Genomic DNA, 19,847 nt, shown 5'->3' on the forward strand with positions numbered 1-19,847 from the left:
GCCGCGTCGCTCCCCGGACCATCCGAGCCGAAGTTGCCGTCCCCGGACCCTCCCCCGCCCGGGTCGTCGTCAGGCGGAGCGGGCGACTCGGGCGGGTCCTCCACCGTAGGCGGAGGGGTCGGCGGCCGGGACGGAGGCAGCGGGGTCCCGCCGCCCGGAGCCTGCGGAGGCTGTGGAGGCTGTGGAGTCTGCGGAGGGCGATCAGGTCCGTTGGCGCCGCCGCCCGGAGCCGGCTGTCCTTGCGCGGGCGGGACCAGCACCGGCTCCAGCCCACCAACCGGAACGGCCGGCAGCTGGACCTGGCCCGGGCCGGTCAGCTCCACCGGCCCAAGGCCCTCCTGCGCCTGCCGCGCCGTAATGGTTCGGTCTATGGCCTGGTCCAGGATCGGATCCAAGCGTTCGCCGAGCAGTCGCTGACCGAGCTCGTTGGGGTGGTACGAGCCGGCGGTGTCGCCGGACAGATGTCCCCTGACCGCCGGGTCCTGGGAGGACAGCAGGTGACCGTCGAGCGCGTCCTCCAACTCCGCCAGGTCGACGAACTTGGCCTTTGCCTGCGCGTACTGAGCGACCGTCGGCACGGCCGCCCGGATCGCGTTGTTGATCGCCCGGACGAGCTTGTTGGACAGCTCCGCCTCCATGGGGGAGATGGCCAACCCGCTCGTGCCGGTCGGTGCGTCCGGCGGCAGCACGTCCGGCAGGATCCGGGGATACGTGGTGACCACCAGCGTGCCGTTGGCCGCGAGCTGGTCGATCAGGACCTGGTACAGCTCGGCAAGCCGGCTCGCGAACGCCGGATCCTCGACCGCCGCCAGATAGGGCGGGTACAGGCGCTCCGAGGTTTCGTCCGCGGACATCAACGCGGTCCAGGCCCATGCCGTGAAGCCGGCGTCGTCGCCGCCGATCCCGATGATCCCGACATCGATGCCCTGGTACTGCTCGATCTGCGGCGGGTGCTCGAACGGCGTACCCGGTGCGGTCGGGCTGCTCATCGATTCGCGTGTGGCGCCGGAGACCGCACCGAGGGTGCCGGAGATCGCGGCGTCCGGGTTGGCCGTCCGCATCCGCTCGACCGACTGCAACGCCGGCGCGTTCCTGGACTGGTGCGCCGGGTCCACCTCGTTCGTGGTGTTGCCGTCGCGCTGGACCGGCCGGGTGGTGTAGCTGCCGCGGTCGGCGCCCTCGCCGCTGGTGAACGAGTCCCCACCGGCGTGCACCGACACCGCGATCGTGCTGCCCTCCGGCGCCGACTGCGCGTGGGCAACGGGACCGACCAGTACCGCGAGCGCGGCGGTCATGATCGGCGCAGTGAACACGTACTGGCGATATCTCCGTTTACGCGACATCCCGGCACCTTCCCCGGATAGACGTTCCACCCGCCCGGCCACCTACGTGGCCCAGCCAGCCGCAGTAGACCGCGTCCACAAACGCCGTGACAGCGCAAAATTGCGCTTTCGGAGATGGACCCGATGTGCTAGGCGGAGCCGGTCAGCCGGCGGTACGCGGCGAACGCCGTGTCGTTCGGTTTCTCGACGATGGCGGTGAGTTCCTCGACGGTGCCGGTGCGGCCGGGTGTGCGGAGTCCGCCACCGGTGAAGCGTTCGCCGACGGCCCACAGCACCGTGGATCCGGGAGCGACGGCGAAGTCCCGGATGAACTCCTGGCTGTCGGTGCCCGTGGCAGGCCCGGGTGTGACGGTCCAGGACGAGCCGTCCCAGTGCTGGGCGAACTCGATCCAGCCGCCGAAGAGCCAGACGTCGTCGCGGGTCAGGGCGACCACCTTGCCGAACGAGCCGTTCTGGGCCGGACCGAACGAGCCGGTCCCCGGGCAGTCTGGCTCTTCACCGCACCCACACTGCAGCGCAGCGCGGCCGCCGTCTCCGCGACGGAGAGCTGCGACCAGTAACGCAGCACCACCGTGGCGCGCTGCCGCGGCCAGGCCCGATACAGCCTGGATCAGGCAGTTCTGCACCAGATCGTTAGCCAGATGATGATCCCCACACAACAGGAAGGCCAACCGCCCCAACGGCTCGCTCGCCACCGCCACGAACACCCGGAAGGACTCCTCATCGCGGCCCTTACGCAACATGCCCACACCCCTGACACCCCCGCCGCCCCGGATGGTTGCACGCCCCAGCGCGCAAACGACCACGGATGCCGCTGAATGATCACGGCCCCGAACACGAATGGGCCGAACAACTCGACGACACCGGCCGCCACACCCGCAACCAATCTCGCAGGTGGGCGGCACGACTGGGGTGCACGACCGGATTCCGAGCGAACAGGCGCGGTGTCCTATCCCGGTGCGTCACTCGAGTGGATGATCCCGCACGGGGCCCCGTCGAGTCGGCGTGCCCTCGACACGGAAGACCCGTATCTTGCCGTGTCCGCCGAACTTGCGCGTACTTACGGGAGGTCGAAACCGGTGGCCGAAAGTCCGAGCAGCGAAGCCAATGTGAGTGCTGAGCGCAGTCCTGAACGTAGTCGCCGTCTGCTGTTCAACATCCACATCCCCGAAGTCGTCATCCCGATTCACCGGCCCACTCTCCGCCAAGTCGTCTGGGCCATTTCAGGAGGACTGGCGGTGGCCATCCTCTTGGCGACCTTCTTTTCGTTTACCGGATTTGGCATTACAAGCCCTGCGGCTGTCCCGGTGTGCCGAGCCGAGGCCGCTCAAGGCGGCGAAACTCTTCAGAACCTCCCCCCCTCAAGTCCATTTTCGGCTCCTACCGAACAGGCGCCCACTCAGTCAGCGACAGCGGAGAAAGGTAAGGCGCGATCAACAGGCTCGGATATCCCGGCTGACCCGGCGCCGCCGATCTCGGCGCAGGAGACGACGAATTCGACGGTTGCCAATATTCCACCGATTACTCCAACCTCGATAACTCCCACCGAAGCTAATGCGAAGCCGGAGGCGCCGCAGTTGCCGGTGCATATCGTGCCCCTCGTTGAGGACATCCTCGGACTGTTGACCAACACACAGGACCCTTCTGTCGAGCCGTCTCCTTCAGTTGAGCCATCTCCTACCGTCAAGCCGTCCGCCAGTCCGTCCCCGATGAGGTAGACATACGCCGCCCAGATGCGCCAGGGCATTGCGGCATCGCGGTAGCGAGTATTGGCCTGGTCCGCCAGCGCGACTCCCACTGATCAACTAGGTGATCTTCAGCTGAAGAGTCTGCCCTGGCCAAGCCTGGAGCCGGTGGCGGGACTCGAACCCGGAACCTTCCGCTTACAAGGCGGATGCTCTGCCAATTGAGCTACACCGGCGGGGTGTGGGGTTCAGTTTAGGTGGTGGAGGTGTTCGGTGCGGAGATTGGAGCCGGTGAGGATGGTGGCGACGGTGGTGCCGGGGATGGGGAGGGTGGTGAGGGCGGCGAGGCCGACGGCTCCGGAGGGCTCGAGGAGCAGGCCGAGGGTGCGGGCGGCCAGGCGCATGGCGTCGAGGAGGGGGGCGTCGGGGATTTCCAGGAGGTCGTCTATGAGGGGGAGCATGCGGTTGAGGGACTCGGGGATGGGGGTGGTGATGGCGAGGCCTTCGGCGATGGTGGTGGCGGGGGCCTGGCGGGGGGTGCGGGCGTGCCAGCTGTGCAGCATGGCGGGGGCGCCTGCGGCGCAGATGCCGATGATGCGGGTGGTGGGGGCGACCGCTTTGGCCCAGCGGGCGATGCCGGTGATGAGGGCGCCGTCGCCGACCGGGACGACCAGGGTGTCGGGGCGGTAGGTCGAGAACAGTTCGACGGCGATGGTGGCGGCGCCTTCGGCGATGCGGGGGTCGCCGCCGTCCTTGACGAGCAGCCGGGAAGGGGAATGGGCGACGAACTCGGCGGCGGCGGCGCGGGGATCGGAGTCGATGGAGATCACTTCGGCGCCCAGAGCGCGGATTCTGTCCAGTTTGGACGGACTGGTCCCGGTCGGGGTGAACACGGTGGCCGGCAGCGAGCGACGGCGGGCGGCGTAGGCGACGCCCTGGCCGAAGTTGCCGGTGGAGACACAGACCGGGTGGCGGCCGGGTTCGAGCTGGCCGATCAGGTAGTCGGTGCCGCGACCCTTGAAGCTGCGGATCGGGTTGGCGGTCTCCACCTTGACGATCACCTGACGGCCGAGGGCGGCACAGAGTTGCTCGTCGATGTACTGCGGGGTGTCGCGGAACACCGGATCGATGACGCGGGCGGCCAGCTCGATCCGTTCCAGAGACAGATCGGTGCCGGCCGCCACGTCGTCGGTCATCAGGAGTCGACCACCACGACCTCGTACTGCGGCGCGGTCGGCGGAATGCCGGTGTCGAAGTGCGAGTTCACCGCCGCGAGCCGGGAGCCGAACTTGGCGGCGGTGGTCGGCACGGCGAACGCCGGGCTGGTGATCGTCTCGACCAGCGTGCCGGCGGACAGGTCGCCGGACAGCCGCCACTCGGTGATCTGGTTGTCCGCGTTCTGCACCGCCCACAGGCGCCGGCCGTCCAGGACGAGGCCATCGACGTTGGACACGTCGACACCGGAGATCACCGCGCTGGCACCGGTCACCGGGTTCACCGTCATCACCTGCGCCAGGGCGGAGTGGGCGACGATCAGCCGACCGGTGGGTGTGGCCACGATGCCGTTGAGGTTGAAGTCGCCGGCGATCTCCGCGGCCGGGCCACTGAGCGCGAGCGTGCGGAACGCTCCGGGAACGCCGTGCCGCACGGGCACGAAGTACAGCACCGGGTTGCGCGAGTCGGTGAAGAACGCGCCGAACGGGGTGAGCGTCACGTCGTTGACGAACGAGGCGGCCGGGTCGGCGAAGTCGTACTCGGCCACGGTGGTACGGCGGCGCGTGTCGTAGACGTAGCCCTTGCCCCCGCCGCCGGCCACGAACAGCAGATCGTGCCGGGTGTCGGCGGTCATGCCGACGGCGTTGCGCCCGGCCGGCACGTCGATGAACAGCGCGGCGGCCCCGCGCCGGATGTCGCCGCGGAAGATGTCACCGCCGAACAGGTCACCGGCGAAGAACGTGCTGCCCTTCCCCGCCGCGATGCCCTCGGCGGAGCTGATTCCCGGTAAGACGATCACCTGATCCGGTCGGTCCGCGGCCGCCGGCGCGGTGAACGCGGTCGTCGCCAGCAGGGCGAGCGCCGAAATCATGATCATTCGAGCGGTGCCACGCATGTGCAGATCTCCTCCGTGCCGAGGGTTCCTCCCGCCGTAAACCCATCCTTCCGTGATGGTCAACACCTGGCCGCGGGGCGCGATTTCCCGCCGATGTGGTTAACCTCGAACGGGATGTCGTGGCGACGGGAGGCCGTTCGGCGTGAGCAGCGGAAATCCGTCGGGCGCTGACTTCGTCGTGGTCGCGAACCGCCTGCCGGTCGACCTGGAGCGGCTCTCCGACGGTTCGCAGCGGTGGAAGCACAGCCCTGGGGGTCTGGTCAGTGCGCTGGTTCCGTTCCTGCGCAACAACAGCGGCGCCTGGGTCGGCTGGCCCGGTCTGGCCGACTCCGCGGTGGAGCCGTTCGAGGACGAGGGCATCTGGCTGCACGCCGTCGAGCTGTCCGCGGCCGAGGTGCGCGACTACTACGAGGGCTTCTCCAACGCCACGCTCTGGCCGCTCTACCACGACGTGGTCGCCCCGCCGGTGTTCGACCGCGGCTGGTGGGACAGCTACGTCAAGGTCAACCACCGGTTCGCCGAGGCGTGCGCGAAGGTCGCCGCCCAGGACGCGATCGTCTGGGTGCAGGACTACCAGCTCCAGCTCGTGCCGGCGATGCTCCGCGAGCAGCGCCCCGACCTGCGGATCGGCTTCTTCCTGCACATCCCGTTCCCGCCGACCGAGCTGTTCATGCAGCTGCCCTGGCGAGCCGAGATCATCCGCGGGCTGCTCGGCGCCGACCTGGTCGGCTTCCACCGCCCGGGCGGCGCGCAGAACTACCTGTGGCTGGCCCGCCGGCTGCTCGGCCTCGACCCCAGCCGCGGCAACGTCGGCGTGCGCACCCGGCCGGGCATCGTGCAGGTCGGCGACCGGCCGGTGCGGGTCGGCGCGTTCCCGATCTCGATCGACTCGGTCAACCTGGACAGCGTTGCCCGCAGCCGCCCGGTGGTCCAGCGCAGCCAGCAGATCCGCACCGACCTGGGCAACCCGAAGAAGGTCGTGCTCGGGGTGGACCGGCTGGACTACACCAAGGGCATCGACATCCGGCTCTACGCGCTGCAGGAGCTGCTCGCCGAGGGTCGCGTCGACCCGGACGAGGTCGTGATGATCCAGCTCGCCACACCCAGCCGGGAGCGGGTGGAGCATTACCAGAAGATGCGCAGCGACATCGAGCGGATGGTCAGCCGGATCAACGGCGAGTTCGCCCGGGTCGGCCGCCCGGTCGTGCACTACCTGCACCAGTCGGTGGACCGGGCCGAGCTGGCCGCGTTCTACTCCGCCGCCGACGTCATGCTGGTCACCCCGCTGCGCGACGGGATGAACCTGGTCTGCAAGGAATACGTCGCCTGCCGCCACGACCTGGGCGGCACCCTGGTGCTCAGCGAGTTCGCCGGTGCCGCGTCCGAGCTGACCAGCGCGTTCCTGGTGAACCCGCACGACCTCGACGGGGTCAAGAACGCGATGGAAGCCGCCCTGTCCGTGGATCCCGCCGAAGGTCGCCGTAGGATGCGCGCACTGCGACGTCAGGTGCTCACCCATGACGTCGACCGGTGGGCACGATCCTTCCTCGATGCCCTAGGACCGGAGCAAACCCAGCCCTGATCTCAAGGGAGACGCGTTGACCGCGGACGCACTCACACCCCAGTTGCGGCGGGCGATCGTTCAGCTTGCCCGCACGCCGCGCCTGCTGGTCGCGTGTGACTACGACGGGACGCTGGCGCCGATCGTCGAGGATCCGGAGAGCGCCCGGCCGCTGCCGGAGTCGGTGGGGGCGTTGCGGTCCCTTGCCGGCCTGCACGAGACCACCACGGCGGTGATCTCCGGGCGGGCGCTGCGCGACCTGGCGACGCTGTCCCGGCTGCCGGCCGAGGTGCACCTGGTGGGCAGCCACGGCTCGGAGTTCGACATCGGGTTCGTGCACGCGCTGGACAACCGGGCCCGCGAGCTGCACCGCCGGCTGGAGGACGAGCTGGAGGTGCTCACCGCGGACGCGCCCGGGGTGCACCTTGAGGTCAAGCCGGCCAGCATCGCGGTGCACACCCGGCGGGCCGACCCGGAGGTGGCCGGCCAGGTCGCCTCGGTCGTCCGGTCCGGGCCGTGCACCTGGGACGGCGTGCAGGTGACCGAGGGCAAGCAGGTCATCGAGCTGGCCGTGGTGCAGACCGACAAGGGCCACGCGCTGGACGTGCTGCGGCACCAGGTCGGCGCCACCGCCGCGATGTTCCTCGGCGACGACGTCACCGACGAGAAGGCGTTCGCCCGGCTCTCCGGCCCGGACCTGGGCGTGAAGGTCGGCGGCGGCGACACCCTTGCCGGGTTCCGGGTTCCGGACACCACCACGGTGGCCATGGTGCTGGCGTTCCTGGTCGAGGAGCGGCGCAACTGGCTCTACGGCGGGCAGGCGCCGCCGATCGAACGGCTGACCATGATGTCCAACGAGCGCTCGGTCGCCCTGCTCACCCCGGACGCCCGGCTGACCTGGCTGTGCCACCCGGAGCCGGACTCGGCGGCGGTGTTCGCCGACCTGCTCGGCGGTCCGGCCGCCGGGCACTTCTCGATCTCGCCGGAACGTGGCGGGCTGCCGCTCGGCCAGCGCTACCTGCCCGGCACGATGACCGTGGAGACCCGCTGGTCCGGGCTGCTGGTCACGGACTACCTGGACCACTACGCGACCGTGCACCGGACCGACCTGGTGCGGGTCATCTCGGGCAGTTCCCCGGCCGTGGTGGAGTTCGCGCCGCGACCGGAGTTCGGCCAGGTCCAGGTGCGGCTGGTGGCCACCGGCGAGGGGCTGCGGGTGCGCGGCACCTCGGACCCGGTCGTGCTCCGCTCCCCCGGCGTGGCCTGGGAGATCACCTCGGACGGCGTGCACGACACGGCGCGCGCCGTGGTGCGGCCGACCGCCGAGCAACCGGTGGTGCTCGAGCTGCGGTGCGGCACGAACAGCCTGGACGCGCACGAGGTGCCGGAGCTGGAGCGGCGCGGCCGGGCGTCGGCGTACTGGTCGGAGTGGCTGGCCACGCTGACCCTGCCGGAGGTGGAGCGGGACCTCGTGGCGCGCTCGGCGCTGACCCTGCGCGGGCTGTGCCACACCGAGACCGGCGCGATCATGGCCGCGGCCACCACGTCGCTGCCCGAGGAGATCGGCGGGATCCGCAACTGGGACTACCGGTACTGCTGGCTGCGGGACGCGTCGCTGACCGCGAAGTGCCTGGTGTCGCTGGGATCCATCGCGGAGGCGGAGGCGTTCCTGCGCTGGCTGCACGGGGTGCTTGCCACGCTGCCCGGGCCGGAGCTGCTGCACCCGCTGTACACGATCGCCGGCACCACGCTGCCGCCCGAGGCCGTGATCGACACGCTGCCCGGGTACGCCGGGTCGCGGCCGGTGCGGGTCGGCAACCTGGCCAACCAGCAGGTGCAGTTGGACGTGTTCGGTCCGGTGGTGGACCTGGTGGCCGCGCTGTCCGAGGTGCGCGGCAAGCTCACCGACGATGACTGGCGGATGGTGGGCGCCATGGCCGAGGCGGTGACCCGGCGGTGGCAGGAGCCCGACCACGGGATCTGGGAGGAACGGCACCGCCCCCGGCACCACGTGTACTCCAAGGTCATGTGCTGGCTCACCATCGACCGGGCGATCCGGCTGGCCGAGACGTACGGCCGGCCGGTGGAGCCGGGCTGGCCGCCGCTGCGCACCGCGATCGCCGACGACGTGTTGACCAACGGCTGGAACGACGAGGTGCGCTCGTTCACCACCGCCTACGACGGGGCCGACCTGGACGCGGCCACCCTGCTGATCGGGATGGTCGGGCTGGTCGACCCGGACGACGAACGGTTCCACGCCACGGTGACCGCGATCGAGGCGGAGCTGCGCAGCGGGTCGACGGTGTACCGGTACCACCGCGACGACGGCCTGCCCGGCAACGAGGGCGGGTTCCACCTGTGCGCGGCCTGGATGATCGAGGCGTACCTGTGCACCGGCCGGCGGGCCGAGGCGGAGGACCTGTTCGCCCAGATCGTCGACGCCGCCGGGCCGACCGGGTTGCTGCCGGAGGAGTACGACCCGATCGCCGAACGCTCGCTCGGCAACCACCCGCAGGCGTACTCGCATCTGGGCCTGATCCGGTGCGCCCAGTTGCTCTCCCTACCGGACCCGCGAACGTAGCCGCGGGCATCGGGCAACACAAGGTGTGAAGGCGTTGACCGAGGGGGAGGACCGGCCAGACCTTGGCGGTCCGGATCCGGCGACCGAGATCGGCCGGTTATTCGACAGCTACGCGATTCCGCTGCACCGGTACCTGGCGCGGCGGATCGGCGGCGAGCAGGCACACGACCTGGTGTCCGAGACGTTTCTGGTGGCACTGCACCAGCGGCGCGACTACGACCCGGGCCGGGGTGCGGTGCGCTCGTGGCTGTTCGGCATCGCCACGAACCTGCTGCGCCGGCACGTGCGGCAGGAGACGCGGCGACTGCGGGCCACGGCCCGGGCGGAGGTCCGCGCCGCGACGGCGGAGCCTGCGCTCGACGGCCGAGTGGCCGAACGGGTGGACGCGGCCGTGCTGGCCGGGCGACTGGCCGGAGCGCTGGCCCGGCTCTCCGAGGGGGACCGGGACGTCCTGCTGCTGACGTCCTGGGCGGGACTGGATTCCAACGAGGTGGCCGATGCGCTCGGCATCCCGGTCGGGACCGTGCGGTCGCGGCTGCACCGGGTGCGCACCGGATTGCGCGCAACGGCACCGGAGGGACGCGATGACTGAGGGGAAGGTCCGGCGGGTGTGGTCGGACGAAGAGTTGGACCTGGCGCTGGCCACGCTGTACGCCGACGTCGACACCGACGAGCGGCGGCTGCGCGAGACCCGGACCGGGCTGGTCGGCGAACGGCAGGAAACGCGGGACACGCGAGAGTCGCGGGGCACGCGGGGTGTGCGGCGGGGACGGCAGGGTCAGCGGGGGCGGCGGAGCTGGATCCTGGCCGCCGCGGCGGTGACCGCGCTGGTGGCCGGGCTCGGCATGGTGCAGATGATCATTTCGGCGCGGCCGGGCCCACCGCCCGACCCCGGGCAACCCGGTGCGGCGGCGCGGGCCCTTGAGGCCGCGGCGGACCGGGTCGTCGCCTCGGCCCCGGTGATCTCGCCGGGCCAGTACCGCTACGGGGCCACACAAACCTGGGACCGCAGCGACTGGCCGGGCCCCACCCGTGAACTTTCGATGCGGACCGAGTCGCGCACCGAGAGTTGGATACCCGGCGACCTGGCCGGGGAATGTCTGCTCCGCATCATGGTCACCGGCAGGTACGAGTGGATCGTCGGCACCGACGAAGAGGCGCTGGGGACCGCCATGGGCCGGCCGGAGGCGTCCAACCACGAGGACCGCCGTCCGTGCCCCGAGTTCCGCGAGGTCGAAAACTGGTGGATGCCCAGGCCGGCGTGGCTGGCCGGACTGCCCCGGGATCCGGACCAACTGGAAGAGGTGCTGCCCGAATTCAACGGGGGGGATCTCGGAACATTTGAGCCCAACCGCGAGTGGCGGATGCTGGACCACGCCTGTGTCGTGCTGGCCACCGGCCAGGTGCCAGCAGATCTGCGGGCGGCGCTGTACCGGGTGCTGGCGCGCCTGCCGGGCGTGCAGATCACCGACCCGGCGGCGAACCTGGACGGCCGGTCGGGGGTCGGCTACGGCTTGATCCGGGGTGACGTCCGGCGGGAGCTGATCATCGAGCCGGGCACCGGTGACCTCATCGGCGTGCGGGAGACCCGCGGGGGCACGGTGTGGAGTTCCACCGCCCTCACGACCGGGGTGGCGCCTGGCATCGGCGTCCGTCCACCCGGCTGACTGGGGAACAAAGGGGGATCCTCGTCCCGCCGGGAGCCGCCCGGCGGGACGAGGTTTTGTTCGGCCGGAACGGGAGTTCGGCTGCTGGGACTCGCGGTCGGGGTCAGGATTGGGTGAGGGGACGGATGGTCACGGGGCGGCGGCCTTGTGCGGGAATGTGGCAGGCGGGTGGGGCGGGGATGAGGGTGCAGGGTTCGTGCGGGGAGCCGGGGGGTTCGAGGGTGAGCACGGCGCGGAGGGTCCAGATGGGGTTGTGGGAGTAGACCCAGGTGACCCAGTCGGGGGCGAGCAGGTCGGTGTCCGGGGCGGCGGGGGTGCGGTAGGCGGTCGCGGTGTGTTCGTCGCGCAGGATCAGGACGTCGGCGCAGTCGGGCCAGGCGAAGTGGGCGGCCAGCCAGTCGGGTTGGCGCGGGTCGGGGCCGCCGAGGTGGAGAGTCCAGTGGCGGCGGCGCAGCTCCGTGAGCCAGTACTCCAGATCCACGGTTCCGAAGAATAGATTAGAAATTGGAAGTTTCCATTCTTATCCACCCGATCGGAGGACTGCGTAATTGGGTCCTTCCATTCTAGGATGCGCGAATCGAGGTGGAGGATGAAATGAACGTACGGAAGCGGCGCGTGATGCGGGCGCTGGTGCACTACCGGAACAGCGCGGGACTGTCCATGGAGGAGGCTGCAGAGCGGTCGCTGTGCGGGGTGGGGACGATTCACCGGATGGAGAACGGGCTCAATGCGGTGCCGTTGCGGGTAAAGACGTTGTTGGAGCTGTACGGCGCGCCGCCCGATGTGGTGCACGAGATGGTGCAGTTGGCCAAGGATCGAGACAGGAGCGGCATCGTTCGGCACTACCGGGACCTGATCTCGAAGACCCTCGGCGAGTACCTCGAACTCGAATCGGAGGCAAGCGACCTCTCGTTGTTGGAGTGGGATCTGGTGCACGGGCTCCTACAGACCGAGGCCTATGCCCGCGCCGTCATCAGCGTCAGCGCGTTCAACCCGAGCGAATCTGAGATCGAGCGCCTGGTTGAGCTGCGGATGGCCCGCCAGGCGCGGTTCTCCGCAGGCAACCCACCGGAACTTGTGGCGGTGCTTGGCGAGACCGCGCTCTACAACCAAGTCGGTGGACCCAAAGTGCTCCGAGCCCAGTTGGAGCACTTGCAGAATCTGGGCAAGCTCCCCAGCGTCACGATCCAAGTGCTTCCGTTCACGGCCGGCGCTCAACCCGCATCGGGTACCAACTTCATCCTGCTGGGCTTTCCAGATCAGGCTGACCCCGATGTGGTGTTCACCGAGAACCTGGTTGGCTTTTCCATACTGGAAGACGCAGAGGACGTCCGGCCCTTTAAGCTGGCCTTCAGCCGCGTACTGGGAGAGGCGCTGAGCCCCCGCCAGTCCGCGAAGCTCATCTCCCGCGCGGTCGCCGACCTGTCCACGTCGTAGAGCAAGGAGACGCGGGATGTTCACTCCCCGCTGGCGCAGGTCCAGCTTCAGCAGCGGAAACGGCTCATGTGTTGAGGTCGCGTACCTCCCTCCCGAGTGGCGCACGTCCAGCTACTCGCAGGGCAACGGCGCTTGTGTTGAGGTGGCTTACCTCCCTTCAGAGTGGCGTACATCCAGCTACACCCAGCCCAACGGGTCGTGTGTTGAGGTGGCGCGCGGTGAGGTGGCGGTGGGGGTGCGGGACTCGAAGGATCGGTCGGGACCGGTCCTTCTGTTCGCGCCGACCGCCTTTGTCGGGCTGCTAGACGCCGTGCATCACCAGGGCTAACGCGGCGCCGAGGTCGGGGACCACGTGGGCGCGGATGCCCTCGGGGATCTTGCCGGCGTCGGGTGGGATCAGCGCCCGGGTGAAGCCGAGGCGGGCGGCCTCGGCGAGCCGGGTGCGGACGCCGGCGACCCGGCGTACCTCGCCGGCCAGACCGACCTCGCCGAGCACGACCAGGTCGGGGGGTAAGGCGAAGTCCTTGGCGGCCGAGGCCACGGCCAACGCCACCGCCAGGTCGGCGGCGGGTTCGATGATGCGCATACCGCCGACGGTCGCGGTGAAGACATCGGACTCGGCAAGGCGGATGCCGCCACGGCGCTCCAGCACGGCAAGGGCCATGGCGACCCGGGAGGAGTCCAGGCCGCTGACCGCACGGCGCGGCGTGCCGAGGTGGGAATGGGCGACCAGGGCCTGGACCTCGCCGAGCAGCGGGCGCTTGCCTTCGACGGCGACCGTGACGGCGGTGCCGGGGACGCCGGTGTCGCGACGATTCAGGAACAGGCCCGACGGGTCCGGGACGCCGACGATGCCCTGGTCGACCAGCTCGAAGCAGCCGACCTCGTCGGCCGGGCCGAACCGGTTCTTCACACCGCGGACCATGCGCAGGGCCGAGTGGCGGTCACCTTCGAACTGCAGGACCACGTCCACCAGGTGCTCAAGCAGCCGGGGCCCGGCGATCGAGCCGTCCTTGGTCACGTGACCCACCAGCAGCACCGGGAGGTCACGGTCCTTGGCCAGGGCGACCAGCGCCGCCGTCACCGCGCGGACCTGGGTCACGCCGCCTTGGGTGCCATCGACCTCGGCGGAGGCCAGGGTCTGCACCGAGTCGATCACCAGAAGACTCGGTTTGACCATGTCCACGTGCCCGAGGACCGCCGAGATGTCGCTCTCCGCCGCCAAGTACATCTGCTCGTGCACGGCGCCGGTGCGTTCGGCCCGCAGCCGCACCTGGCCGGCCGACTCCTCCCCCGACACGTACAGCGCCGGCCCGGCGTCCAGGGTCGCCCAGCGGAACGCGACCTCCAACAGCAGCGTCGACTTGCCGACCCCGGGCTCACCGGCCAGCAGCACCACCGCGCCGGGCACCAGGCCGCCGCCGAGCACGCGGTCCAGCTCCGGCACGCCGGTTTGGCGGGCCCTGGCCACCTCCACGTCCACGTCCGCGATCGGGCGGGCCGGCGCGCTCGGGGTGCCGGCGGTGATCCGGGCGAGCGCGGCCCGCGGCACGCCGACCTCTTCCAGCGTGCCCCAGGCCTGGCACTCCGGGCACCGGCCGACCCACTTGGTCTCCTCGCGCCCGCACTCGGCACACCGATAGCCGGGACGCGTGTTCTTCACCACGGCGCGCAGACTACGGCGCGGGGGTGACAAAACCGGTCAGCCGTGCTCCGACGAGGGCTCGGCCCGCGGCGTGATCGGCGAGGCGACCGGCACGGCCAGGGTGACGGTGCCGGCCTGGCGGAACACGAAGGTCACCTGGTAGGTCTGGCCGAGCCGGAGCGGGTCGCTCAGTCCGGTGAGGACGATCGTGGCCTTGCCGATCTCGATGTCGGCCGGCTCGTCGGTCGCGCTCGCCGAGACCGCGGAAGACGGCGGGGCCGTCGGCGACGACGGCGGGGCGGACGGTGCGGACGGTCCACTGGTGACGGTCACGGAGGTGGTGGTCGCCCGGGCGCTCGAGGTCGGGTTGGGATCGACCTCCTCGTCCGGGGTACCGACCTGGATGGACCGGCCCGGCAACAGCGCGCGGTCGCCGCCGACCCGGACGTTGCCGGCCACCGCGCTGCTCACCTCGACCAGCTCGTCCTCAGTGGTCCCGGTGTTGACGATCGTCAACACCAGCGGGGCGCTGCTCCCGGCCGGGTACTCGCCGCCGCGCGGGTAGGCGAACTGCGCGTTGCGGATCGCGATCGAGCCGACGTTGCCGTGCGCGCCGTTCACCGCGGGCTGCACGGAATCGGTCTGGGTGTCCTGCCCGGCCCCGCACCCGGTGACGGCGAGCGCCGCGACCAGACCGACCAGGCTCGCGGCCAGTGGGGTGCGCGACCGATCTGTCGACTTCAGCGGTGCACGGCTCACGGTCGCGATGTCCTTCCTCGGGGTGCGGCAACCACGCGGGAAGGGTATCCGGGGGCGGGCATGCGAGCCGCACAAGGTCACCGCAGCGGGCATCCGTCCGATCCACAGTGGATCATCGAAGATGATCACAGAACCGGGGGAAACGCAATTGAGCGAGATGCCAGCAGCATGTGCGACGGGGTTTTGTCAACCCCGCGTTTCTCCAGCCAAGGACCCGTTGACCTGCGGTTACGGAGTCCGGGCCGGTTTCAGCGAGGCTCCAGCGCGTGTTAAGATGGAGGCAGCGAAAGGGGCAGAGGACACTATGGTTTTCAAGGTCGGAGAGACCGTCGTCTACCCGCACCACGGTGCCGCACTCATCGAAGCAATCGAGACCCGCGTGATCAAGGGCGAGGAGAAGAAGTACCTCGTCCTTAAGGTCGCGCAGGGTGACCTCACGGTTCGCGTCCCCGCAGACAACGCCGAGATCGTCGGCGTGCGGGATGTCGTGGGCCAGGAGGGTCTCAACCGCGTCTTCGATGTCCTGCGGGCTCCCCACACCGAGGAGCCGACGAACTGGTCACGCCGGTACAAGGCCAACCTCGAGAAGCTCGCCTCCGGCGACGTGAACAAGGTTGCCGAAGTGGTCCGTGACCTGTGGCGACGTGAGAAGGACCGCGGGCTGTCTGCCGGCGAGAAGCGCATGCTCGCCAAGGCCCGGCAGATACTGGTCAGCGAGCTGGCGCTGGCCGAGGGAACCGATGAGGACAAGGCCGAGGTCATCCTCGACGAGGTCCTCGGCACCGCCGTGGTCTGATAGCGCCCGTCCACCTGCCCGATGAGCGTGGTCGCGCTTGTCCCCGCTGCCGGGCGAGGTGAACGCCTGGGTGCCGGTGTACCCAAGGCGTTGGTTTCGGTGCGCGGTGAACCGCTGCTCGTGCACGCAGTTCGCGGTCTGTTGGCCGCCGGCTGTGTGCACAGCGTAGTCGTTGCCGCGCCCGTTTCCGACGTGGACACCATGACCCGCGTGCTGGCCTTTGCCGGCTCACACGCGCGGGTCGTGCCCGGAGGGTCGAGCCGTACCCAATCGGTACGGCTGGCCCTGGGTGCGGCGCCCCCGGACACCACGGTCGTGCTCGTGCACGACGCGGCCCGCGCCTTCACTCCCGCCGAGCTGGTCAAGGCCGTGGTGGCGCGGGTGGACGGCGGGGCCGACGCGGTGATCCCGGTGCTGCCGGTGGCCGACACCATCAAGCGGGTGGACGCCGCCGGCCGGGTCGCGGCTACCCCGGACCGGGCCGACCTGCGGGTCGTGCAGACTCCGCAGGGCTTCCGGGCCGAGGTGCTCCGGCGTGCCTACGACGCCTACCCGGACGCCACCACCGACGACGCCGGGCTGGTCGAGCGCCTCGGCGTGCCGGTGGACACCATCCCCGGGCATCCTTACGCGATGAAGATCACCACGCCGTTCGACCTGGCGGTGGCCGAGGCGATACTCCGATGAGGGTCGGCATCGGCACCGACGTGCATCCGGTCGACCCGGACCGGGAGTGCTGGATGGCCGGGCTGCACTGGCCCGGGTTGCCCGGCTGTGCCGGCCACTCCGACGGGGACGTGGCCGCGCATGCGCTGTGCGACGCGCTGCTGTCCGCCGCCGGGCTGGGCGACCTGGGTGCCGTGTTCGGCACCGATCAGGCCCGCTGGGCCGGGGCACACGGCGTGCAGCTGCTCGCCGAGGTGCGCCGCCGAATCGAGGCGGCCGGTCATCGGGTGGGCAACGCCGCGGTGCAGGTGATCGGCGAGGCGCCCCGGATCGGCACCCGGCGGGACGAGGCTCAGCGCGTGCTCTCCGACGCGATCGGCGGCCCGGTCTCGGTCTCCGGCACCACCACCGACGGGCTCGGCCTGACCGGCCGCGGCGAGGGCGTCGCCGCGGTGGCCACCGCGTGCCTGCTGCCGGCCGACCGTAGCCTGGGTTCGTGATCGAGCTAGCGAGCGAACCATTCGACCCTGCCAATGGCGTCCTGTTCGACTTCTCCGGCACCCTGTTCCACCTCACCCCCCGCCCGCAGTGGTTCGACGGGCTCGACCTCGACGCCGCTCTGGTGGTCGAGGTGCTGACCTCGCCGACCACCTTCGAGCACCTGCCGGACGACCTGGCCGACGACTGGGAGCGGCGCGACCTGGACCCGGCCATCCACCACCGGGTGTACCTGGCCGCACTGCGCGCCGCGCTGCCCGGCGTGCCGGACCCCCTGCTGGAGACGATCTACGCCCGGTTGCCCGCCGCCGCATCGTGGGAGCCGTACCCGGACACCCTGGCCGCGCTGCGCGAGCTGCGCGCCGGCGGCGTTCCGGTCGGTGTGGTCAGCAACATTCCGTTCGACATTCGGGATGTGTTCCGCCGCAATGAGATGGCCGAACTGGTCGACGCCTTCGTGCTGTCCTACGAGGAAGGCGTGATGAAGCCGGATCCGGCCATTTTCCTCGCCGCCTGCGACCGGATCGGTACCGAGCCGGAACGCACGCTGATGATCGGCGACAGCGAGGCGGCCGACGGCGGGGCCCGCGGCGCCGGCCTCGGCTTCGCCATGGTCGAACGGATTCCGCCGGCCGACCGGCCGCACGCTCTGATCAGCGCACTCGCCGAACACGGGTTGGCCGGCGAAACCTGATCGGTGTCGCGATGCTCCGCCCCGTACCATTTCCGGGGTGAGTCTGCGGATATACGACACCGGAACCAGGACGCAGCGGGAATTCCAGCCCGTGCGGAGCGGAGCGGCGTCGATCTACGTCTGTGGACCCACCCCGCAGGGGCCACCGCACATCGGCCACGTCCGCGGCGCGCTGAACTACGACGTGCTCGGCCGCTGGCTTTCGGCCACCGGGCACGAGGTGACCCTGGTCCGCAACGTCACCGACATCGACGACAAGATCCTCAACAAGGCCGCCGAGAACGGCGCGCCGTGGTGGCATTGGGCGGCTACGCACGAGCGCGCGTTCGACGCGGCCTACACCGCGCTGGGCTGCGTGCCGCCGTCGATCGCGCCGCGGGCCACCGGGCACGTGACCCAGATGGTCGAGCTGATGCAGCGGCTGATCGACCGCGGGCACGCCTACCCGGCCGCCGGTGACGTGTACTTCGCCGTGTCCTCCTACCCGGCCTACGGCGAGCTGTCCGGCCAGCGGCCGGACGAGGTGCAGCAGGGCGAGGCGTCCGCGGCGGGCAAGCGCGACCCGCGCGACTTCACGCTGTGGAAGGGCGCCAAGCCCGGCGAGCCCGCGTGGCCGACGCCGTGGGGACCGGGCCGGCCCGGCTGGCACCTGGAGTGCTCGGCGATGGCGCTGACCTACCTCGGCGCCGAGTTCGACGTGCACGGCGGCGGGCAGGACCTGGTGTTCCCGCACCACGAGAACGAGCAGGCACAGTCCCGGGCGGCCGGCGACCCGTTCGTGCGGTACTGGATGCACAACGGGATCGTGGGCATGGCCGGGGAGAAGATGTCGAAGTCGCTCGGCAACGTGGTGTCCATTCCGGAGATGCTCAGCCGGGTCCGGCCGCAGGAGCTGCGGTACTACCTGGTCGGGCCGCACTACCGCTCCGAGGTGCAGTACTCGCCGGAGGCGCTGGACGAGTCGGTCCGGGCCTACCGGCGGATCGAGTCGTTCGTGCGCCAGGTGGCGCAGCGCACCGGGGTGGTCACCGTGGGCCAGCCGGGCGCCGAGTTCGCCGCGGCCATGGACGACGACCTGGGCACCCCGGCCGCGCTCGCCGTGGTGCACAACGGCGTGCGGGCCGGCCACATCGCGCTGGACTCCGGGGACGAGAACGCGGCAAGGGCCGCGGCCGGTATGATTCGCGCACAGCTCGATGTGCTCGGGCTGGATCCGTTGGCCCCCAACTGGTCCACTGAATCTACAGTGGATACCGGAGCGTTGCGGGCGCTCAGTACGCTGGTCGACGACCTGCTGGCCGAGCGGGCGGCGGCGCGGGCCGGACGGGACTTCGCCCGCGCCGACGCGATCCGGGACCGGCTGCTGGCCACCGGGATCGCCGTCGAGGACACACCAGACGGTCCACTGTGGACCTTGAAGGAAAATTAGACGTGGCAGGAAATTCCAGGCGCCGGGGTGCGATTCGCAAACCGGGGACCAAAAAGGGGCCGGTGGTCGGTTCCGGCGGCAAGAAGTCGAAGGGGCTGGAGGGAAAGGGGCCGACCCCGCGGGCCGAACGTCGGCCCGGACATCCGGCCCAGCGCCGGGCGGCGGCCACCGCCGCGAAGGCCGAGCAGCAGCGCCGGTCGAAGGATCGGCCGACCGCCGAACTGGTCGCCGGGCGCAACCCGGTGGTGGAGTGCCTGCGGGCGCAGATCCCGGCCACCGCGCTGTACGTCGCGCTCGGCATCGACACCGACGACCGGGTCACCGAGGCCGTGCGGCTGGCCGCCGACCGGGGCATCTCGGTGCTCGAGGTCAGCCGGGCCGAGCTGGACCGGCTCACCGGTGGCGCGGTGCACCAGGGCCTCGGGCTCCAGATGCCGCCGTACGACTACGCCCACCCGGACGACCTGCTGGACGCGGCCCGGCAATCCCCCGAGCCGCCGCTGATCGTGGCGCTGGACGGCGTGACCGATCCGCGCAACCTCGGCGCGGTGATCCGCTCGGCGGCGGCGTTCGGCGCGAACGGGGTGCTCGTGCCGCAGCGGCGCAGCGCCGGGGTCACCGCCGTGGTGTGGCGGACCAGCGCCGGCACCGCCGCCCGGCTGCCCGTGGCGCTGGTCACCAACCTGACCCGGACGCTGCGCTCGCTGGCCGAGGAGGGGCTGATGATCGTCGGCCTGGACGCGGACAGCGACGTGACCGTGGACGAGCTCGAGCTGGCCACCTCGCCGCTGGTGCTGGTGGTCGGGTCGGAGGGACGTGGCCTGTCCCGGCTGGTCAAGCAGGCCTGCGACCAGACCGTGTCCATCCCGATGGCGGCCGGCGTCGAGTCGCTCAACGCCTCGGTCGCGGCCGGCGTCACGCTCGCCGAGATCGCCCGCAGGCGGCGCGCCGCCGGACGTACCTGATCGCTCCCGGC

At 70.6% G+C, this 19,847-nt stretch carries 19 protein-coding genes, 1 tRNA gene and 1 pseudogene; 13 read left to right on the forward strand and 8 right to left on the reverse strand.

Annotation, left to right across the window (positions count from 1 at the left end; all coding sequences use genetic code 11):
* Nucleotides 1–1,471: 1,471 nt before the first annotated feature.
* Together VFV67_RS14130 and VFV67_RS14135 are read right to left on the reverse strand one after the other, a co-directional pair.
* Nucleotides 1,472–1,777, reverse strand: coding sequence for a hypothetical protein (locus VFV67_RS14130; RefSeq protein WP_326470260.1), 306 nt, complete (start codon nucleotides 1,775–1,777; stop codon nucleotides 1,472–1,474).
* Nucleotides 1,765–2,086 (reverse strand): annotated as a pseudogene (locus tag VFV67_RS14135) (sigma factor-like helix-turn-helix DNA-binding protein). Before VFV67_RS14135 ends, VFV67_RS14130 begins: the two are co-directional and overlap by 13 nt.
* Nucleotides 2,087–2,422: 336 nt before the next feature.
* On the opposite strand from VFV67_RS14135, the gene VFV67_RS14140 reads away from it, so the two are divergent.
* The gene (locus VFV67_RS14140; protein WP_326470262.1) at nucleotides 2,423–3,061 is read left to right on the forward strand and encodes a hypothetical protein; all 639 of its coding nucleotides are present in this window, start codon (nucleotides 2,423–2,425) and stop codon (nucleotides 3,059–3,061) included.
* A gap of 127 nt (nucleotides 3,062–3,188) precedes the next feature.
* Here the strand turns inward: VFV67_RS14140 and VFV67_RS14145 are convergent.
* From VFV67_RS14145 to VFV67_RS14155, 3 genes are all read right to left on the reverse strand, one after another.
* A tRNA-Thr gene (locus VFV67_RS14145) sits at nucleotides 3,189–3,264 on the reverse strand.
* 12 nt (nucleotides 3,265–3,276) lie between these two features.
* Nucleotides 3,277–4,224, reverse strand: a complete 948-nt coding sequence (locus VFV67_RS14150; protein ID WP_326470264.1) for a threonine ammonia-lyase — start codon at nucleotides 4,222–4,224, stop codon at nucleotides 3,277–3,279.
* The gene (locus VFV67_RS14155; protein WP_326470266.1) at nucleotides 4,224–5,138 is read right to left on the reverse strand and encodes a hypothetical protein; all 915 of its coding nucleotides are present in this window, start codon (nucleotides 5,136–5,138) and stop codon (nucleotides 4,224–4,226) included. The genes VFV67_RS14150 and VFV67_RS14155 overlap by 1 nt, the downstream gene beginning before the upstream one ends.
* A 142-nt stretch (nucleotides 5,139–5,280) precedes the next feature.
* Between VFV67_RS14155 and VFV67_RS14160 the strand changes: the two genes are divergently transcribed.
* Genes VFV67_RS14160 through VFV67_RS14175 form a run of 4 tightly spaced genes read left to right on the forward strand, consistent with a single transcriptional unit; the run spans nucleotide 5,281 to nucleotide 10,947 of the window.
* On the forward strand, nucleotides 5,281–6,720 hold the full coding sequence (locus tag VFV67_RS14160; RefSeq protein ID WP_326470268.1) for a trehalose-6-phosphate synthase: 1,440 nt from the start codon (nucleotides 5,281–5,283) through the stop codon (nucleotides 6,718–6,720).
* Between the two features lie 16 nt (nucleotides 6,721–6,736).
* Nucleotides 6,737–9,280: a trehalose-phosphatase gene (otsB, locus tag VFV67_RS14165; protein WP_326470270.1), complete on the forward strand. Its 2,544-nt coding sequence runs from the start codon at nucleotides 6,737–6,739 to the stop codon at nucleotides 9,278–9,280.
* Nucleotides 9,281–9,314: 34 nt separating this feature from the next.
* Nucleotides 9,315–9,872 carry a sigma-70 family RNA polymerase sigma factor gene (locus VFV67_RS14170; RefSeq protein WP_326470271.1) on the forward strand — a complete coding sequence of 186 codons (558 nt, stop codon included), beginning with the start codon at nucleotides 9,315–9,317 and terminating at the stop codon, nucleotides 9,870–9,872.
* Nucleotides 9,865–10,947, forward strand: coding sequence for a CU044_5270 family protein (locus VFV67_RS14175; protein ID WP_326470273.1), 1,083 nt, complete (start codon nucleotides 9,865–9,867; stop codon nucleotides 10,945–10,947). The genes VFV67_RS14170 and VFV67_RS14175 overlap by 8 nt, the downstream gene beginning before the upstream one ends.
* 103 nt (nucleotides 10,948–11,050) lie before the next feature.
* Here VFV67_RS14175 and VFV67_RS14180 read toward each other — a convergent pair whose 3' ends face one another.
* Entirely contained in the window at nucleotides 11,051–11,428 is a 378-nt protein-coding gene (locus VFV67_RS14180) for a hypothetical protein (protein WP_326470275.1), read from the reverse strand.
* Between the two features lie 113 nt (nucleotides 11,429–11,541).
* Here VFV67_RS14180 and VFV67_RS14185 point away from each other — a divergent pair, with 113 nt between their 5' ends.
* A complete protein-coding gene (locus tag VFV67_RS14185; RefSeq protein WP_326470277.1) occupies nucleotides 11,542–12,384 on the forward strand; it encodes a helix-turn-helix transcriptional regulator in 843 nt (280 codons plus the stop codon).
* Between the two features lie 16 nt (nucleotides 12,385–12,400).
* Nucleotides 12,401–12,712, forward strand: coding sequence for a DUF397 domain-containing protein (locus tag VFV67_RS14190; RefSeq protein WP_326470279.1), 312 nt, complete (start codon nucleotides 12,401–12,403; stop codon nucleotides 12,710–12,712).
* On the opposite strand, the gene radA is transcribed toward VFV67_RS14190, so the two are convergent.
* Nucleotides 12,686–14,050: a DNA repair protein RadA gene (radA, locus tag VFV67_RS14195; RefSeq protein ID WP_326470281.1), complete on the reverse strand. Its 1,365-nt coding sequence runs from the start codon at nucleotides 14,048–14,050 to the stop codon at nucleotides 12,686–12,688. The two genes, VFV67_RS14190 and radA, sit on opposite strands and share 27 nt — an antisense overlap.
* 36 nt (nucleotides 14,051–14,086) lie before the next feature.
* Entirely contained in the window at nucleotides 14,087–14,788 is a 702-nt protein-coding gene (locus VFV67_RS14200) for a hypothetical protein (protein ID WP_326470283.1), read from the reverse strand.
* A 304-nt stretch (nucleotides 14,789–15,092) separates the two neighbouring features.
* Between VFV67_RS14200 and VFV67_RS14205 the strand changes: the two genes are divergently transcribed.
* Genes VFV67_RS14205 through rlmB form a run of 6 tightly spaced genes read left to right on the forward strand, consistent with a single transcriptional unit; the run spans nucleotide 15,093 to nucleotide 19,836 of the window.
* Nucleotides 15,093–15,584 carry a CarD family transcriptional regulator gene (locus VFV67_RS14205; RefSeq protein ID WP_325157921.1) on the forward strand — a complete coding sequence of 164 codons (492 nt, stop codon included), beginning with the start codon at nucleotides 15,093–15,095 and terminating at the stop codon, nucleotides 15,582–15,584.
* A 21-nt stretch (nucleotides 15,585–15,605) separates the two neighbouring features.
* Nucleotides 15,606–16,271, forward strand: coding sequence for a 2-C-methyl-D-erythritol 4-phosphate cytidylyltransferase (gene ispD / locus VFV67_RS14210; protein WP_326470285.1), 666 nt, complete (start codon nucleotides 15,606–15,608; stop codon nucleotides 16,269–16,271).
* Nucleotides 16,268–16,750 (forward strand): 2-C-methyl-D-erythritol 2,4-cyclodiphosphate synthase, encoded by a 483-nt coding sequence (gene ispF, locus VFV67_RS14215; protein ID WP_326470286.1) that lies wholly within the window; start codon nucleotides 16,268–16,270, stop codon nucleotides 16,748–16,750. Before ispD ends, ispF begins: the two co-directional genes overlap by 4 nt.
* Entirely contained in the window at nucleotides 16,747–17,442 is a 696-nt protein-coding gene (locus tag VFV67_RS14220; RefSeq protein WP_326470287.1) for an HAD family hydrolase, read from the forward strand. The genes ispF and VFV67_RS14220 overlap by 4 nt, the downstream gene beginning before the upstream one ends.
* 37 nt (nucleotides 17,443–17,479) lie before the next feature.
* Nucleotides 17,480–18,871, forward strand: a complete 1,392-nt coding sequence (gene cysS, locus VFV67_RS14225; protein ID WP_326470288.1) for a cysteine--tRNA ligase — start codon at nucleotides 17,480–17,482, stop codon at nucleotides 18,869–18,871.
* A 2-nt stretch (nucleotides 18,872–18,873) separates the two neighbouring features.
* Nucleotides 18,874–19,836 carry a 23S rRNA (guanosine(2251)-2'-O)-methyltransferase RlmB gene (gene rlmB / locus VFV67_RS14230; protein WP_326470289.1) on the forward strand — a complete coding sequence of 321 codons (963 nt, stop codon included), beginning with the start codon at nucleotides 18,874–18,876 and terminating at the stop codon, nucleotides 19,834–19,836.
* The last annotated feature ends 11 nt before the right edge of the window (nucleotides 19,837–19,847 follow it).

Source organism: Actinophytocola sp., assembly GCF_035762905.1.
Classification (GTDB): domain Bacteria; phylum Actinomycetota; class Actinomycetes; order Mycobacteriales; family Pseudonocardiaceae; genus DASYTH01.